The organism is Serratia grimesii, from assembly GCF_900186025.1.
Taxonomy (GTDB): domain Bacteria; phylum Pseudomonadota; class Gammaproteobacteria; order Enterobacterales; family Enterobacteriaceae; genus Serratia; species Serratia grimesii.
The window spans coordinates 628,841-645,867 of sequence record NZ_LT883155.1; the positions used below are offsets into that span (position 1 = coordinate 628,841).

General features: G+C 54.1%; 17 protein-coding genes. 15 read left to right on the top strand and 2 right to left on the bottom strand.

What is annotated here, in order from left to right:
- Positions 1–49: 49 nt before the first annotated feature.
- Positions 50–1,093: a 16S rRNA (guanine(1207)-N(2))-methyltransferase RsmC gene (rsmC, locus tag SGBXF1_RS02945; protein ID WP_061807404.1), complete on the bottom strand. Its 1,044-nt coding sequence runs from the start codon at positions 1,091–1,093 to the stop codon at positions 50–52.
- 191 nt (positions 1,094–1,284) lie between these two features.
- On the opposite strand from rsmC, the gene SGBXF1_RS02950 reads away from it, so the two are divergent.
- From SGBXF1_RS02950 to deoD, 13 genes are all read left to right on the top strand, one after another.
- Positions 1,285–1,722, top strand: coding sequence for a DNA polymerase III subunit psi (locus SGBXF1_RS02950; protein WP_037424156.1), 438 nt, complete (start codon positions 1,285–1,287; stop codon positions 1,720–1,722).
- On the top strand, positions 1,667–2,110 hold the full coding sequence (gene rimI, locus SGBXF1_RS02955) for a ribosomal protein S18-alanine N-acetyltransferase (protein ID WP_037424153.1): 444 nt from the start codon (positions 1,667–1,669) through the stop codon (positions 2,108–2,110). Before SGBXF1_RS02950 ends, rimI begins: the two co-directional genes overlap by 56 nt.
- Positions 2,111–2,280: 170 nt before the next feature.
- Positions 2,281–3,870, top strand: a complete 1,590-nt coding sequence (gene prfC, locus SGBXF1_RS02960; protein ID WP_037424147.1) for a peptide chain release factor 3 — start codon at positions 2,281–2,283, stop codon at positions 3,868–3,870.
- Positions 3,871–4,403: 533 nt separating this feature from the next.
- Positions 4,404–5,018, top strand: coding sequence for a molecular chaperone OsmY (gene osmY, locus SGBXF1_RS02965; RefSeq protein WP_061807403.1), 615 nt, complete (start codon positions 4,404–4,406; stop codon positions 5,016–5,018).
- 156 nt (positions 5,019–5,174) lie between these two features.
- Positions 5,175–5,336 (top strand): DUF1328 domain-containing protein, encoded by a 162-nt coding sequence (locus SGBXF1_RS02970; RefSeq protein WP_004955572.1) that lies wholly within the window; start codon positions 5,175–5,177, stop codon positions 5,334–5,336.
- 58 nt (positions 5,337–5,394) lie between these two features.
- The gene (locus SGBXF1_RS02975; RefSeq protein ID WP_037424142.1) at positions 5,395–5,580 is read left to right on the top strand and encodes a CsbD family protein; all 186 of its coding nucleotides are present in this window, start codon (positions 5,395–5,397) and stop codon (positions 5,578–5,580) included.
- 10 nt (positions 5,581–5,590) lie between these two features.
- Positions 5,591–6,712 carry a patatin-like phospholipase family protein gene (locus tag SGBXF1_RS02980; RefSeq protein WP_037424137.1) on the top strand — a complete coding sequence of 374 codons (1,122 nt, stop codon included), beginning with the start codon at positions 5,591–5,593 and terminating at the stop codon, positions 6,710–6,712.
- Positions 6,709–7,485 carry a TatD family hydrolase gene (locus SGBXF1_RS02985; RefSeq protein WP_186427797.1) on the top strand — a complete coding sequence of 259 codons (777 nt, stop codon included), beginning with the start codon at positions 6,709–6,711 and terminating at the stop codon, positions 7,483–7,485. Before SGBXF1_RS02980 ends, SGBXF1_RS02985 begins: the two co-directional genes overlap by 4 nt.
- Before the next feature lie 197 nt (positions 7,486–7,682).
- A complete protein-coding gene (locus tag SGBXF1_RS02990) occupies positions 7,683–8,960 on the top strand; it encodes a NupC/NupG family nucleoside CNT transporter (RefSeq protein WP_037424132.1) in 1,278 nt (425 codons plus the stop codon).
- A gap of 374 nt (positions 8,961–9,334) precedes the next feature.
- Positions 9,335–10,114 (top strand): deoxyribose-phosphate aldolase, encoded by a 780-nt coding sequence (gene deoC / locus SGBXF1_RS02995; RefSeq protein ID WP_186427798.1) that lies wholly within the window; start codon positions 9,335–9,337, stop codon positions 10,112–10,114.
- Positions 10,115–10,183: 69 nt separating this feature from the next.
- On the top strand, positions 10,184–11,506 hold the full coding sequence (gene deoA, locus SGBXF1_RS03000; protein ID WP_061807401.1) for a thymidine phosphorylase: 1,323 nt from the start codon (positions 10,184–10,186) through the stop codon (positions 11,504–11,506).
- Between the two features lie 69 nt (positions 11,507–11,575).
- Entirely contained in the window at positions 11,576–12,799 is a 1,224-nt protein-coding gene (gene deoB / locus SGBXF1_RS03005) for a phosphopentomutase (protein ID WP_012005115.1), read from the top strand.
- Positions 12,800–12,974: 175 nt separating this feature from the next.
- Positions 12,975–13,706 (top strand): purine-nucleoside phosphorylase, encoded by a 732-nt coding sequence (deoD, locus tag SGBXF1_RS03010; protein ID WP_130382496.1) that lies wholly within the window; start codon positions 12,975–12,977, stop codon positions 13,704–13,706.
- A 90-nt stretch (positions 13,707–13,796) separates the two neighbouring features.
- Here deoD and SGBXF1_RS03015 read toward each other — a convergent pair whose 3' ends face one another.
- Complete coding sequence (locus SGBXF1_RS03015; RefSeq protein ID WP_037424122.1) at positions 13,797–14,486, bottom strand: YtjB family periplasmic protein; 690 nt, start codon at positions 14,484–14,486, stop codon at positions 13,797–13,799.
- A 104-nt stretch (positions 14,487–14,590) separates the two neighbouring features.
- Here SGBXF1_RS03015 and serB point away from each other — a divergent pair, with 104 nt between their 5' ends.
- Positions 14,591–15,568, top strand: coding sequence for a phosphoserine phosphatase (gene serB / locus SGBXF1_RS03020; protein WP_037424121.1), 978 nt, complete (start codon positions 14,591–14,593; stop codon positions 15,566–15,568).
- Positions 15,569–15,630: 62 nt separating this feature from the next.
- Entirely contained in the window at positions 15,631–17,016 is a 1,386-nt protein-coding gene (radA, locus tag SGBXF1_RS03025; protein ID WP_020825123.1) for a DNA repair protein RadA, read from the top strand.
- Positions 17,017–17,027 lie beyond the last annotated feature (11 nt).

Genomic DNA, 17,027 nt, shown 5'->3' on the forward strand with positions numbered 1-17,027 from the left:
GGCGTGTGAACGCTGCGCCCTGATTCCCGGAATGAGCGGGCAATCTGACTTATTTTTTCTTCTTGGTATCGCGTGGCGCACGGGCTACGGTCGCCTGATAAACCTTGAAGCGTCCGTTTTGTGCCAGTACTTCATGGCTGCCAAAGGTGGCGTCCAGAATGTCCGGATACGGCAGGAAGGCGTTGGCCACGATGCGCAGACGACCACCAATCGGCAGGTGTTTTAACGCACCGCGGATCAGCGTTTCGGCCGCAGTCAGGCTGGTTTGTAGGCCATCATGGAACGGCGGGTTGGAGATAATCAGATCGAAACGGCCGGTAATGTCGGAATAGACGTTACTGACGATCACTTCACCTTCAATGCCGTTGGCGGCCAGGGTTGCACGGCTGGATTCAATGGCGGCCGCATTGACGTCGCTGAGGGTCAGCTTCATCTTTGGTGACATCTTGGACAACACGGAAGCCATGACACCGGCACCACAACCCACGTCCAGCACTTTGCCTTTCATGTGTTTATCCAGTGTAGACAGCAGCAGTGAACTCCCGACGTCCAAGCCATCACGGCTGAACACGCCCGGCAGTGTTTTCACTTCCAGATCGTGTAATTGATAGCTTTCCCACCAGTCTTCAAGTGCGAACTCGGTCTGAGTATCCAGACGACCGTGATACAGGCCACAGCGGCGAGCGCTGTCGATTTTAACCAGTGTGATGTTGTCTTCCACCATCTGATCTGCGCTGCGTACGCCGCTGCGGTTCTCACCGACCACGAACACGTCAGCGCCGACTGGCAGTAACGCCAGAATGTTGCACAACTGGAATTGCGCTTCCTGTTTGCTCTTCGGCCAGTAGTAGATCAGCGTATCGCACTCGGCGACGAACGCGGCGTCCACGGTCAGACCAAACTGCACGTTGTCGCCCATCGCCCGGTTCAGTAACTGCCAGTGATGGTATTGTTGGGTATGGACACGCACATCCGCGGCCTCGAATTGGGCCGGCAGGGTATCCTGCAGGTCACCGGCAAACAGAACGCGGCGTTCAATAAACTCATCACTGTGGCGCAGCATAACTTCACTGGCGGGGGTTAATGCAGACATCAGGTTTTGGCTCCTAGAAATTAGACCGGGGATTATAGAGCTTTGTGGCGATATGTTCGACGGGTTTATATACCCGATGCCGTTGACGAAAGATGAAGGGATGTTGGCGCAGGCCGTGCGGGTTTGTTAGCATAGCGCGGCGCATGGCAGGCATGGCGCACCACAACAGGTAGATCCTGACAGGAATCGGCATGGCATCAAAACGCGACTGGCTGTTACAACAACTGGGTATTACGCAGTGGACATTGCGCCGCCCGGGCGTGTTGCAGGGCGAAGTAGCGGTCAGCCTGCCACCTGAGGTGCGTTTGTTGGTCGTAGCGCAGACCTTGCCTGAGCATAACGATCCGCTATTTTGCGACGTGCTGCGTAGCCTGGGATTGACCCCGGCGCAAACCTACGGCCTGACACCGGACCAGGTGGCCATGCTGCCTGAGGATACCGAATGCAACAGTTGGCGGTTGGGCGTTGCGGAGCCGCTTGCGGTGGCCGGCGCGCAGCTCTATAGCCCGGCTCTGGCCGAGCTTTCTCTCGATGCGAGTGCCAAACGCGCACTCTGGCAGCAGATTTGTCATCATGAACACTATTTCTACCCTGAACGCGGCCGATCTGGCCACAGCCTTCAAGATTGAGCAAGCCAGCCACGCCTTTCCCTGGACACAAGCTACCTTTGCCAGTAATCAGGGCGATCGTTACCTGAATCTGAAACTGGAAGTTGACGGGCAGATGGCAGGTTTTGCCATTACCCAGATCGTGCTGGATGAAGCCACGCTGTTCAACATCGCCATTCATCCAGACTGGCAGCGCCGTGGCTTTGGCCGCCAACTGCTCGAAGCGCTAATTGCACAATTGGAACCCCGCGGCGTGTTTACGCTGTGGCTTGAAGTGCGTGCCTCTAACCGTGCCGCCATCGCGCTGTACGAAGATCTCGGCTTTAATGAAGTGACCATCCGCCGTAACTACTACCCTGCTGCCAATGGGCGTGAAGACGCGATAGTGATGGCGCTGCCGCTGGCTTAGCGGGTGTCGCGTTTCTAACTTCTCCGCTGGGAAAAGCATTGATTGTCACCGGTTGACAAATCAGCGAAAATACCCGGCTATTATCTTTTATTTACCGCTTTGCCTGGCGCCACGATCGGCGTGTTCTGATGTGCTTTCGCAGGGCGGACTAACTGTAGAATCTGAAAAACATGTCTCCTAGTGAATTTGCCCGCGAAGTCTCGAAAAGAAGAACTTTCGCCATCATCTCGCACCCCGATGCCGGTAAAACAACCATTACCGAAAAGGTGTTGTTATTCGGACAGGCTATCCAGACCGCTGGTACGGTAAAAGGCCGCGGCTCAAACCAGCATGCCAAATCCGACTGGATGGAGATGGAAAAACAACGTGGTATCTCCATTACTACTTCGGTGATGCAGTTCCCGTATCGCGAATGCCTGGTTAACCTGCTGGATACCCCAGGGCACGAAGACTTCTCCGAAGATACGTACCGTACCCTGACCGCTGTTGACTGCTGTTTGATGGTGATCGACGCGGCGAAAGGGGTTGAGGATCGTACCCGTAAACTGATGGAAGTTACCCGTCTGCGCGATACACCGATCCTGACCTTTATGAACAAACTGGACCGTGATATCCGCGATCCAATGGAAGTGATGGACGAAGTTGAGCGTGAGCTGAAAATCGCCTGTTCACCGATCACTTGGCCTATCGGCTGCGGCAAACTGTTTAAAGGGGTTTATCATCTTTACAAGGATGAAACCTACCTCTATCAGACCGGTAAAGGTCACACCATCCAGGAAGTGCGTATTGTCAAAGGGTTGGATAACCCGGAGCTGGACGCTGCCGTCGGTGAAGATCTGGCTGCGCAGTTGCGTGAAGAGCTGGAGCTGGTGCAGGGTGCATCTCACGAGTTTGATCACGACGCTTTCCTGAGCGGTGATTTGACGCCGGTATTCTTCGGTACCGCACTGGGTAACTTCGGTGTGGACCATATGCTTGACGGTCTGGTGGCTTGGGCCCCAGCACCTATGCCACGTCAAAGCAGCACCCGTGAAGTGGTCGCGGCGGAAGAGAAGTTCACCGGTTTTGTCTTTAAGATTCAGGCCAACATGGATCCTAAACACCGTGACCGCGTTGCCTTTATGCGTGTAGTCTCCGGCCGTTATGAAAAAGGCATGAAACTGCGTCAGGTGCGTACTGGTAAAGACGTGGTGATCTCCGATGCATTGACCTTCATGGCGGGCGACCGTTCGCATGTGGAGGAAGCTTATCCGGGCGATATCATTGGTCTGCATAACCACGGCACGATTCAGATTGGTGATACCTTCACCCAGGGTGAAGATATGAAGTTCACTGGTATTCCGAACTTCGCACCGGAACTGTTCCGTCGCATTCGCCTGCGTGATCCACTGAAGCAAAAACAATTGCTGAAAGGCCTGGTTCAGCTGTCCGAAGAAGGGGCGGTACAGGTCTTCCGTCCGATTGCCAACAACGATTTGATTGTTGGTGCGGTCGGTGTGCTGCAGTTCGACGTGGTGGTTGCGCGGTTGAAAAGCGAATACAACGTGGAAGCCTTGTACGAGTCGGTCAACGTATCGACCGCGCGCTGGGTTGAATGCAGCGACGTGAAGAAGTTTGAAGAATTTAAACGTAAGTGTGAGCTCAACCTGGCATTGGACGGCGGAGACAACCTGTCTTACATCGCACCAACCATGGTGAACCTGAATATCACACAGGAACGTTATCCTGAAGTGGTGTTCCGCAAAACGCGCGAGCACTAACAGAGCAGTAGGGCGCCTTAGGGCGCCCTACTGTTATTGAATCCCCACCACAGCCTGCTAATTAGTAAATCCCTCTCATCAGTTTTCTCTTTCTCATCACCATCAGCATTTTCTCGGGCCAACCTGCTTTTTTTGCCATATGGTCTATATTTAACAGGGCACTGCCAGCCGGGTAAGCGTAATTCACTGTATTTGTTCATAACCGCAGCGAGTTATTCGGTACTGTTGCCAATTAGAGACAGTGTGATGTCATAAATATCAATAACATAGCTATAACATCGATTTTACTGACTGATGTTGTCGTCAATAGGCGACAGTTTTTAGTTTGAAAAGTAAGCTTATTTTGTTTTGTTATTGATTTTTAAGTTAATTTTAAAATTGGCACAGCCGTTGCAATGGTCCTGGTGTGGCAACAATCGTTTTACGTGAATGTCTGATCGTATAGAAATCGTGAAGTATTTACTGAGTGGGCCGCGTTATGGCGGCTGAAGAATCCGTCACCATTTTGGATTCACAACCAAAGGAAGAGATCGATGAAAAATACTAAATTTGCACAATCACTGATGGCTGTTGTTTTGGGTTCCGTTCTGGTTAGTGGCAGCGCGCTGGCTGAAGATACAATGCTCAATAAAGCGTCAAGTGCCGCTGATAGCGCGGGTGCTAAAATCGATAGCTCCATGAAAAAAGTCGACGGCTACATGGATGACAGCGCAACAACGGCTAAAGTTAAAAGTGCGCTGGTCGATGACAAAGCCATCACAAGTACGGATATTTCGGTGAAAACCGAGAAAGGTACCGTAACCCTGAGCGGGTTTGTCGGTAGTCAGGCGCAGGCCGAGCACGCGGTAGAAGTGGCCGGTAAGGTTGAAGGCGTTAAATCCGTCAGCGACAAGCTGCACGTGAAAGATGAAAGCAAGCAGTCCATGAAAGCGTATGCCGGTGATACTGCGACCACCAGCGAACTGAAAGCTAAGCTGCTGGCCGATGACATCGTGCCTTCACGTAATGTGAAAGTGGAAACCACCGACGGTGTGGTGCAGCTTTCCGGTGAAGTAAAAACCCAGGCGCAGTCTGAGCGTGCAGAGAGCATCGCCAAAGCTATCGACGGCGTGAAAAGCGTCAAGAACGACCTGGTTGTTAAACCATAAATTTTTAGAACACGTAACAACAAGCACCAAATCCTGGGTTGACCGCGAGGTTAACCCAGGATGCACCATCAAAAAAAGAAACTGACCTGCAACCTGGGAAAGCCTGAGAAGGGCACAGGTTGCGATGTGTTTTTTCACTATGGTAAGGAGAAGCTTATGTTTCGTTGGGGCATTATCTTTTTAGTTATCGCACTGATTGCTGCGGCGTTAGGTTTCGGGACCTTGGCAGGTACCGCCGCTTGGGCTGCAAAAATCGTCTTCGTCGTGGGCATCATTCTGTTCCTGGTCAGCCTGTTTACCGGCCGCCGACGTCCTTAGCTTTTCTCTCAAAGTGTAACAAAGCTTAATTCCTTTTCTCACCGCAGGGAGGTCAATCATGAATAGCGACATCATCCTCGGACGCTGGAAACAGTTGAAGGGCCGGGTGTGTCAGGCATTGGCGGAGTGGTCCGACAATGACTGCATCTGGTTGATGGGAAGCAATGATTGCCTCTCTGGTGTACTGCAAGAGGATTACGGAAGAGAGCAAGACGAGGTATCCTCGGGTAAAACGTCTCACTGAGGATGCAGGGTTGGGATACAGAATACCCATCACGCTCGGCAATATAGAACCGCTGGCGTATAAACCTTACCGGCCCGGTAAAATGGCGCTGGTATGTGAAGGAGGCGGGCAGCGCGGCATTTTTACCGCCGGCGTGCTGGACGAGTTTCAGCGTGCCCGCTTTAATCCTTTTGATCTGATGATCGGCACTTCTGCCGGCGCACAAAACCTCTCGGCTTTTATCTGTGGCCAGATGGGCTACGCGCGGCGGGTGATCACCCGCTACACCACTTCCGCTGAATTCTTTAACCCATTGCGCTTTGTGCGCGGCGGGCATCTGATCGATCTTGACTGGTTACTCGATACCACTACGCAACAACTGCCGCTGGCGATGGATGTTGCGGAAAAAAGCCTGATTGATGGCCGTGAATTCCTGATGTGCGCCTGCCGCAGTGATGACTTCGAGCCGACCTACCTGCCGGCACAGCGCGAAAGCTGGCTGCCGGCCATCAAAGCATCCAGCGCTATCCCCGGTTTTTACCGTATGGGTGTGGAGCTGGACGGCGTTAGCTATCAGGATGGTGGCATCAGTGACGCGATCCCGGTTGAAGAAGCCTATCGCCGTGGCGCAGATACTATTGTGGTGATCCGCACCGTGCCATCACAGATGTATTACACGCCGCAGTGGATGAAGCGCATGGAGCATTGGCTGAGTGAAAGCAGCCTGCAACAGATGGTGCGCATCCTGCAACACCATGAGCAAAGCTATCACCGTATTCAGCAGTTTATTGAGAAACCGCCCGGCAAGCTGCGTATCTTTGAGATTTTCCCACCGAAACCGTTAGCCAGTAATGCCTTGGGTAGCCGTGTGACGTCGCTTAATCAGGACTATCACTTGGGCCGCAAGTGCGGGCGTTACTTCCTGGCGACCGTGGGTCACTGGTTGGTAGAGCAGGACAAACTGGACGGGATGAAGGTGAAAAAGGCGCTGTCGCGTCGTTTGATCCAACCGGAAAATGTCATTATGCCTTCACCGATTATTACTGATGTCAGCCACCCGCGTGAGCTTGCCAACCCGTCAGAAGCCAAGCTGGCGGCAATGGACATTATTTTGCCGGGCGAAGTGCCACCGGGTGAGGGTGGCCTGCTGTGATGTACGACTTCACCGACACCCACTGTCATTTCGATTTCCCGCCGTTCAGTGGTCATGAGCAAGAAAGCCTGGCACTGGCTGAACAGGCGGGCGTGCAACGGATCATTGTGCCGACGGTGACCGCCGATCGCTTTGCGCGGGTACTGAAGCTGGCACGAGAATATCCACCGCTGTTTGCCGCTCTGGGTCTACACCCGTTGTATATCGCCCAACACCAAGAGTCTGAACTCGAGCAGTTGGCGGCATTCCTGGCCAGCCGCCCGCCGAAGCTGGTGGCCGTGGGGGAAATTGGCCTCGATCTGTATATGGAAAACCTACAGTTTGAACGACAGCAGCGTGTACTGACGGCCCAATTGGCGCTGGCTAAACAATACGATTTGCCGGTGATTCTGCATTCTCGCCGTAGCCATGATCAGTTGGCTGCGATGCTACGCCGCACTCCAGTACCGCGTCGTGGCGTGGTGCATGGCTTTGCTGGCAGCTTGTCGCAAGCGCAGGCGTTTATTCGTCTGGGGTATTACATTGGCGTTGGGGGCACCATCAGTTATGAGCGGGCGCAGAAAACCCGCAACGTCATGGCCCAACTGCCACTGACAGCGTTGTTGTTGGAAACTGATGCGCCAGATATGCCGCTAGCCGGTTATCAAGGCCAACCCAACCGTCCTGAGCGTGCTGCTGAGGTCTTTAAGGTGTTATGCCAACTACGTTCTGAATCTCCCGACGATATTGCGGCTCATCTGCAACACAACACTCACGCCCTGTTTACGCTCTGAGGTGTAAACCCATCATAAATGTGATGCACGTCACGTTATAAGATTTTCATTTGCTTCCTGTTGTATACATTTGTGACATAAATCGGTGCGGGTATCGTCTCGCTCCGTATAATCGCACCCCGAAATCACTCATAAGCAACCCTCGCGGTATAACCGGACAGGGATGCATTTCTTCTTTCGCAACAGGGATACTTTGCATGCAACTCATCATGAGCCTGGTCGGCATGGCGGTGCTGATCGCCATCGCCGTACTGCTCTCCAGCAACCGCCGTGCGATTAAGTTTCGCACCGTTGGCTGGGCATTCGTTCTTCAGGTCGCCATCGGCGCGCTGGTGCTGTATGTCCCGGTAGGCCGTGCCATTCTTGGCGGCATGTCGGCTGGCGTGGCTAACGTGATTGCCTATGGTAATCAGGGGATCTCATTTATCTTCGGCGGTCTGGTTTCCGACAAGATGTTTGAAGTCTTTGGCGGCGGCGGCTTCGTTTTTGCGCTGCGCGTCCTGCCGGTGATCGTGTTCTTCTCCTCGCTGATTGCGGTGCTTTACTACCTCGGCATCATGCAACTGGTGATCCGCGTGCTGGGCGGCGGAGTGCAAAAATTGCTGGGCACTTCACGTACCGAATCGCTGTCTGCAACCGCCAACATCTTCGTTGGCCAGACCGAAGCTCCGCTGGTGGTGCGCCCGTATATCGCTACCATGACTCAGTCTGAGTTGTTCACCGTAATGTGTGGTGGCCTGGCTTCCGTCGCCGGTTCGGTGCTGGCGGGCTATGCCCAGATGGGTGTACCACTGGAATACCTGATTGCTGCTTCATTCATGGCCGCACCGGGTGGCCTGCTGTTTGCCAAGCTGATGGTGCCGGAAACCGAAAAAACTCACGACAAAGACGATGCGACGAAGCTGATCGCAGAAGAAGACCGCCCGGCTAACGTGATCGATGCAGCGGCTTCCGGTGCGGCTTCGGGCATGCAGCTGGCGCTGAACGTCGGTGCGATGTTGTTGGCGTTTATCGCATTGATTGCGTTGTTGAACGGCATTCTTGGCGGTATTGGCGGTTGGTTCGACTATCCGCAACTGTCGCTGGAACTGATACTGGGTTGGGTGTTCTCACCGATCGCCTTCCTGATCGGTGTACCATGGCATGAAGCGATGACCGCCGGTTCGTTTATCGGTCAGAAAATTATCGTGAATGAATTTGTTGCCTATATGAACTTCGGCGCTTACCTGCGTCCGGACGATGTGGTGGCGGCAGATGGGCTGCAAGTGCTCTCAACGCATACCAAGGCGATTATCTCCTTTGCCCTGTGCGGTTTTGCCAACTTGTCATCGGTAGCGATCCTGCTCGGTGGTCTGGGCAGCATGGCACCGAACCGTCGTCACGACATCGCACGCTTCGGTCTGAAAGCCGTGGCGGCGGGGACGCTCTCCAACCTGATGAGCGCGACTATTGCCGGGTTCTTCCTGGCGCTGTAAACCCTGGGCTGTCCTGCCATAGTGCGCATGCCCTATTGCAGGACTCCGCCTATACTCTAAGACGGGCACAGGAATGCTGTGCCCGTTGTCTTTGTCCGTTTCTTTAGCGAATTTGTGAACGATATCGCGTTATTTTGTGATGCTCTTCACATATAATTCCAGCCTGTTACAGTGTTATTTCATATAGTGTGACTGTGAACGCGAATTGCCTCGGGCGATCGTGTTCAAATAGCTATTACTGACCCTGCGCGAAGCGAAGGGTTATGTGCGGTGAGAAGGATCTCAGTTGCCGCCGTGGGAACCCTGTTCCCCAGCGCTATCTTCAAGGAACCAAGTCCGCTCGCCAACACCCAGGTTCTCAGTTGGAGAGTTTTATGACCGAATTAACCGCAGCAGCGCAACGAGCGCTGACCTTAATGGATTTAACCACGCTGAACGATGATGACACCGACGAGAAAGTGATCGCGCTGTGTCGTCAGGCGAACAGCCCAGCTGGCCATACGGCAGCCATCTGTATTTACCCACGTTTTATCCCTGTGGCGCGTAAGACGCTGCGTGAACAAGGGACGCCGGACATCCGTATAGCGACCGTGACCAACTTCCCGCATGGCAACGACGATATCGATATCGCGTTGGCGGAAACCCGTGCGGCTATCGCCTACGGTGCTGATGAAGTGGATGTGGTATTCCCCTATCGCGCGTTGATCGCCGGGAATGAGCAGGTGGGATTTGAACTGGTAAAACAGTGCAAACAGGTCTGTCAGGCGGCTAACGTCCTGTTGAAAGTGATCATCGAAACCGGTGAGCTTAAGCAGGCAAACCTGATTCGCAAAGCGTCGGAGATTGCCATCAAGGCCGGTGCTGACTTTATCAAAACCTCTACCGGTAAAGTGCCCATCAACGCGACGCTGGAAAGCGCTGAGCTGATGATGTCGGTGATCCGCGATATGAATGTCGCCAAAACTGTAGGCTTTAAGCCTGCCGGTGGTGTACGTACGGCGGAAGATGCACTGCATTATCTGCAACTTGCCGATCGTATTCTGGGTGAAGGCTGGGCCGATGCGCGTCATTTCCGCTTCGGGGCTTCCAGCTTGTTAGCCAGCCTGCTGACGACGCTGGGCCATAGTGCCGAGACGTCCGGCAGCGGTTACTGAACGATTACGTCGGTAAGGCGCGATACGGCGCCTGCCTGCACCCTACATTCGCTAAAACAGGGGGATGCCTTGTTCCTGGCACAAGAAATTATTCGTAAGAAACGTGACGGCCAGCCGTTGAGCGAAGCGGAAATCCGCTTTTTCATCAATGGCATTCGTGACAATGTGGTTTCCGAAGGTCAGATCGCCGCACTGGCGATGACCATTTATTTCCACGATATGACTATGCCGGAGCGCGTAGCGCTCACCATGGCAATGCGTGATTCCGGCACCGTGCTGGACTGGAAAAGCCTGTCGCTGAATGGACCCTTGGTCGACAAGCATTCCACGGGCGGTGTGGGCGATGTGACTTCACTGATGCTGGGCCCAATGGTGGCCGCATGTGGTGGTTATGTGCCGATGATTTCCGGCCGTGGTTTGGGTCATACCGGTGGGACGCTGGACAAGCTGGAAGCGATCCCGGGTTTTAATATTTTCCCGGACGACAATGCCTTCCGTAAGATTATTCAGGACGTAGGTGTAGCGATTATCGGCCAAACCAGCTCGCTGGCACCGGCGGACAAGCGTTTCTACGCGACCCGTGATATCACCGCGACCGTGGATTCTATTCCGCTGATCACCGCCTCGATTCTGGCGAAAAAGCTGGCCGAAGGGCTGGATGCGTTGGTGATGGACGTTAAGGTCGGTTCCGGTGCCTTTATGCCAACCTACGCATTGTCGGCTGATTTGGCACAGGCGATTGTGGGTGTGGCCAACGGTGCGGGCTGCAAAACCACGGCATTGCTGACTGACATGAACCAGGTACTGGCTTCGAGCGCCGGTAATGCTGTGGAAGTGCGTGAAGCGGTACGTTTCCTTACCGGTGAATACCGTAACCCACGCTTGCTGGAAGTGACCATGGCGTTGTGCGTGGAAATGTTGCTTTCCGGTGGGCTGGCGACAGACGACGCCGATGCGCGTGCCAAACTCCAGGCGGTATTGGACAATGGTAAGGCGGCGGAAGTGTTTGGTCGTATGGTGGCTGCGCAACAAGGCCCAACTGATTTCGTTGAGCGTTACGACAGCTATCTGCCTGCAGCAACCCTGAGCAAACCCGTTTATGCCGAGAAACAGGGCATTATCAGCGCGATGGATACCCGCGCACTGGGCATGGCAGTCGTGTCACTGGGCGGTGGTCGTCGTCGTGCGACCGACAGTATTGATTACAGCGTTGGCCTGACCGGCATGGCGCGTCTGGGCGATAAAGTCGATACCCAGCAGCCGCTGGCGGTGATCCACGCTAACGACGAAGAAAGCTGGCAGCAGGCGGCCGAAGCGGTACGCAATGCGATGGTGCTGAGTGACAAAGCGCCGGAAGTGACGCCAGTAGTTTATAAGCGTATCACTGAATAATTAACGAATCAGGAGTGGCAGCGGCGTTTTCGTTGTCACCCACAGCGTGAGAACACGCAGGAGAGCATGATGAAACGCACATTTATTATGGTATTAGACTCATTCGGTATTGGCGCAAGCGAAGATGCGGCTAAATTTGGCGATCAGGGTTCCGATACGCTGGGGCATATTGCCGAGGTTTGCGCGCGCGGTGAAGCTAACGTTGGCCGTCAGGGCCCGTTGACGCTGCCTAACCTGAGCCGTCTGGGCCTGGGCAAAGCGGCGGAAGAATCCACCGGTACTTTCCCGCAGGGGCTGGATCGCAATGCAGACATCATTGGCGCCTATGCTCACGCCAGCGAGCTTTCTTCCGGTAAAGATACGCCGTCAGGCCACTGGGAAATTGCCGGCGTGCCGGTGTTGTTCGACTGGGGCTATTTCAGCGATGAGCACAACAGCTTCCCGCAGGAACTGCTGGATAAACTGGTTGAGCGTGCCAATTTGCCGGGTTACCTCGGCAACTGCCACTCATCCGGCACCGTGATCCTCGACCAACTGGGTGAAGAACACATGAAAACCGGCAAGCCGATTTTCTACACTTCTGCCGACTCGGTCTTCCAGATCGCCTGTCACGAAGAGACCTTCGGCCTGGACCGTCTGTATGAGCTGTGTGAAATCGCCCGTGAAGAACTGACCGAAGGCGGTTATAACATTGGCCGCGTGATCGCGCGTCCGTTCCTGGGCGACAAGCCAGGCAACTTCCAGCGTACCGGTAACCGCCATGACCTGGCAGTAGAGCCACCGGCGCCCACCGTGCTGAAAAAGCTGGTGGACGAGAAGGGCGGCGAAGTGGTGTCTATCGGTAAAATCGCCGATATCTACGCTAACGTGGGCATCACCAAAAAGGTCAAGGCGACCGGTATCGACGCGCTGTTCGACGCCACCCTGATCGAAATGGAAAAAGCAGGTGATAACACCATCGTGTTCACCAACTTCGTTGATTTTGACTCCTCATACGGCCACCGCCGTGATGTTGCAGGCTATGCCGCCGCGCTGGAGCTGTTCGACCGCCGCCTGCCGGAGCTGCTGAAACTGGTTAAAGATGAAGACATCATTATCTTCACCGCTGACCACGGTTGTGACCCAACCTGGCCGGGCACCGACCACACCCGCGAACACATCCCGGTGTTGGTTTACGGCCCGAAAGTAAAACCAGGCTCGCTGGGCCACCGTGAAACTTTCGCCGACATCGGCCAGACGGTTGCCAGCTATTTTGGCGTGTCGCCGATGGATTACGGCAAATCGATGTTCTAAGCCACGCCTTTCAAGCTGCAGCGTTGTTAGCTTCACGAGCAAACCCCAGTCACTTACTCAAGTAAGCTCCTGGGGATTCACTCGCTAGCTGCCTAGCTGCAACTCGAAATCCAATGGCTTAGATGTTTGGCGTTTTTATTAAATACTTAAATACGATTTCTAAAGGAAGACAATTATGGCTACGCCGCATATTAATGCTGAAATGGGTGATTTCGCTGACGTAGTACTGATGCCGGGCGATCCGCTGCGTGCAAAATACATTGCGGAAACTTTCCTGGAAGGCGCGGTGGAAGTGAACAACGTGCGTGGCATGCTGGGTTTCACCGGGACTTACAAAGGTCGCAAAATCTCTGTAATGGGCCACGGTATGGGGATCCCATCTTGCTCCATTTATGCGCGTGAACTGATTGCCGAGTTCGGCGTGAAGAAAATCATCCGTGTGGGTTCCTGTGGCGCAGTTCGTGACGATGTCAAACTGCGTGACGTGGTGATCGGCATGGGTGCTTGCACCGATTCCAAAGTGAACCGCTTGCGTTTCAAAGACCATGACTATGCGGCGATTGCTGACTTCGACATGGTGCGTAACGCGGTAGACGCAGCGGCAGCGCAGGGTATCCCGGCGCGCGTGGGTAACATCTTCTCTGCTGATTTGTTCTACACGCCAGATCCAGACATGTTCCAGGTGATGAAGAAGTACGGCATCCTGGGTGTGGAAATGGAAGCCGCCGGCATCTACGGTGTGGCTGCGGAGATGTACGAAGAGTTTGGTTGTAAAGCACTGACCATTTGTACCGTTTCAGACCACATTCTGCGTCATGAAGCGACCACTGCGGCAGAGCGTCAGACCACCTTTAACGAAATGATCGTTATCGCGCTGGAATCTGTACTGCTGGGTGACAAAGCATAATACCTTGCGGGCGCAGCAGCATGCTGCGCCCCAATGCGATTCTATTGACTAAGTTTCACGTTATTCAATTCACGCATCTGCATGCGGCCTTTAGCGCTTTTTCCCTTCTTCTTTTTTCTCTTTCGGTTGTTCATCATCGTCATTTTCTACCGTGTTACCTTCATCCAATGGTGTATTGGCGGTCAGGAGATACGGTGACTGTTGCCAGCGGCTACGACGGTGTTGCAGCAGGGTTCTGGCCAAAATAATGCCGATCGCCAACGCCAGCAGGATCATCAGACGTAGCAGGTTGGTGGTGTTGTCGACCTGTTTGGACTCAGTTGCCAACACGTGGGTATCCAGCGTGATGCGGATAAAGCCAATCGGGCCGTCTTTGCTCTGGATGGATTCAACCAGTTGGTGGTTGAAGTAACTACCGGCGCGTTTACCGTCAAGCGACAGACGATCGCGTATACTTATTTGTTCGCCGGCGTGGGAAATCAATGTGCCGTCAAGCTGATAGACGCTGGCGTCCAGAATACGGCTATGATCGGTGAGTTGTTTGAGGATGGCATCGATGCGTTGATTGTCGACATCGTTGTCGTCATCCATCAGAGGGGCGAGACTTGACGCGACCTGTTTGGTCAGCGTTTGTGCCAGTTCTTCCACCTGTTCGGATCGCGCCAACTGGTGACTCAGGCTAAAATAGGACGCGCCCTGCATCAATAAAACCAGTAAAGCCAGGCAAATCAGGATAATAGCAGTGCGGTGCAGGCGGAATTTCAGTTTAGCGCGAGCCATGCAGGTTCCTTGGGCATCTTGGACACTTTATGTTGCCAGAAGCAATGGCGATAGGATAGCTTGATGCGTCGTTTTATCATGCAGTGTTTTTTCAGGAGTTAAGGATGTCGAATAGTCTGACCTATTGCGATCTCCCGGCAGAGATCTCTCAATGGCCGGGTCTTCCCCTTTCGCTGAGCGGTGACGAAGTGATGCCGCTGGATTATCGGGCGGGTCATACCGGTTGGCTATTATATGGCAGAGAACTGAACAAAACGCGCATCACCGACTTCCAGCGTAAGTTGGGTGCGGCGATGGTGATCGTGACCGCCTGGTGTGTTGAAGATTATCAGGTGGTGCGTCTGGCCGGTACTTTGACGGCACGCGCCAAGCTGTTGGCGGCAGAGAGCGGACTGGATGTGGCACCGCTCGGTAAGATCCCCCATCTGCGCACCCCAGGGTTGTTGGTGATGGATATGGATTCGACCGCGATTGAGATTGAATGCATTGACGAGATCGCCAAACTGGCAGGTGTGGGCGAGCAGGTGTCGGAAGTCACCGAGCGTGCGATGCGGGGTGAGCTGGATTTTACCGCCAGCCTGCGCCAGCGCGTAGGTACGTTGAAAGGTGCCGACGCTAATATTCTCAAGCAGGTGCGTGAAGAGTTGCCGTTGATGCCGGGATTGATCAGCCTGGTGCGTAAGTTACAGGCAATGGACTGGCATGTGGCGATTGCTTCTGGCGGTTTCACTTATTATGCCGAGTACCTGCGCGATAAACTGAAATTGGTGGCGGTAGCGGCCAATGAACTGGAAATTCGCGACGGCAAGCTGACCGGTGAAGTACTGGGACCGATAGTCGACGCGCAGTTCAAAGCTGATACGCTGGTCGCACTGGCGGAAAAACTGGGTATTCCGCCTCAGCAAACTGTGGCCATCGGCGACGGTGCCAACGATTTGAAAATGATGCAGGTTGCCGGGTTAGGCATCGCCTATCACGCCAAACCGAAAGTGTATGAGAAGGCGCAGGTGTCGATTCGCCATGCTGACCTGATTGGCGTGCTGTGTGTACTGACCGGCAGCCTGAAACACGAAGTTCGCTAAAATTGACCCTGATCCGGCGAGAATGCCAGACAGCGGCAATGTGGTAAAAACAGAGGTAATACGTGGCAAAAGCAGCAAAACGGGCGTTTGTATGTAATGAGTGCGGAGCCGATTATCCGCGCTGGCAGGGGCAGTGCAGCGCTTGCCACGCCTGGAACAGCATTACAGAAGTGCGTCTGGCTGCCGTGTCTTCTTCTTCTCGCAATGAACGCCTCAGCGGTTATGCCGGCGATGCCGGCATCAGCAAAGTGCAAAAGCTGTCGGATATCAGTCTGGAAGAGTTGCCGCGTTTCTCCACCGGTTTTCTTGAGTTTGACCGCGTATTGGGTGGGGGTGTGGTGCCGGGCAGTGCTATCCTGATTGGCGGTAATCCCGGTGCTGGCAAGAGTACGCTGCTGTTACAGGTATTGTGCAAACTGTCCGAACAAATGAAGACCTTGTACGTAACCGGTGAGGAATCCTTACAACAGGTCGCGATGCGCGCTCACCGTCTTGGTTTGCCGACCGGCGGTCTGAATATGCTGTCGGAAACCAGTATCGAACAGATTTGCCTGATCGCCGAGCAGGAGCAGCCAAAACTGATGGTGATCGACTCCATCCAGGTGATGCACATGGCGGATATTCAGTCTTCGCCGGGCAGTGTGGCACAGGTGCGTGAAACCGCAGCCTACCTGACACGCTTTGCCAAAACACGTGGTGTGGCGATTGTGATGGTGGGTCACGTGACCAAAGACGGTTCTCTGGCCGGTCCGAAAGTATTAGAACACTGTATTGACTGCTCTGTGTTGCTGGACGGCGATGCCGATTCGCGTTTTCGTACCTTGCGCAGCCACAAAAACCGCTTCGGTGCAGTGAATGAACTGGGCGTTTTCGCTATGACTGAGCAAGGCCTGCGTGAGGTCAGCAACCCGTCGGCCATCTTCCTGAGCCGTGGTGATGAAGTTACCTCAGGCAGTTCGGTTATGGTGGTGTGGGAGGGAACACGACCGCTGTTGGTCGAGATTCAGGCGTTGGTCGATCATTCAATGATGTCCAACCCTCGCCGGGTTGCGGTTGGCCTGGAGCAAAACCGCTTGGCTATCTTGCTGGCCGTTTTGCATCGGCACGGTGGTTTGCAGATGTCCGATCAAGACGTCTTTGTTAACGTGGTCGGCGGGGTGAAAGTCAGTGAAACCAGCGCCGATTTGGCATTGCTGATGTCGCTGGTATCCAGTTTGCGAGATCGCCCACTGCCGAACGATCTGGTGGTGTTTGGGGAGGTCGGTCTGGCGGGAGAAATTCGTCCGGTACCGAGTGGGCAGGAACGTATTTCTGAGGCGGCCAAGCATGGTTTCAAACGGGCTATCGTGCCGCACGCTAACGTGCCGAAAAAACCACCGGCCAACATGCAGGTGTTCGGCGTGAAGAAATTGGCGGACGCATTGGACGTGCTGGAACAGTTTTATTAATTGCCACGCGG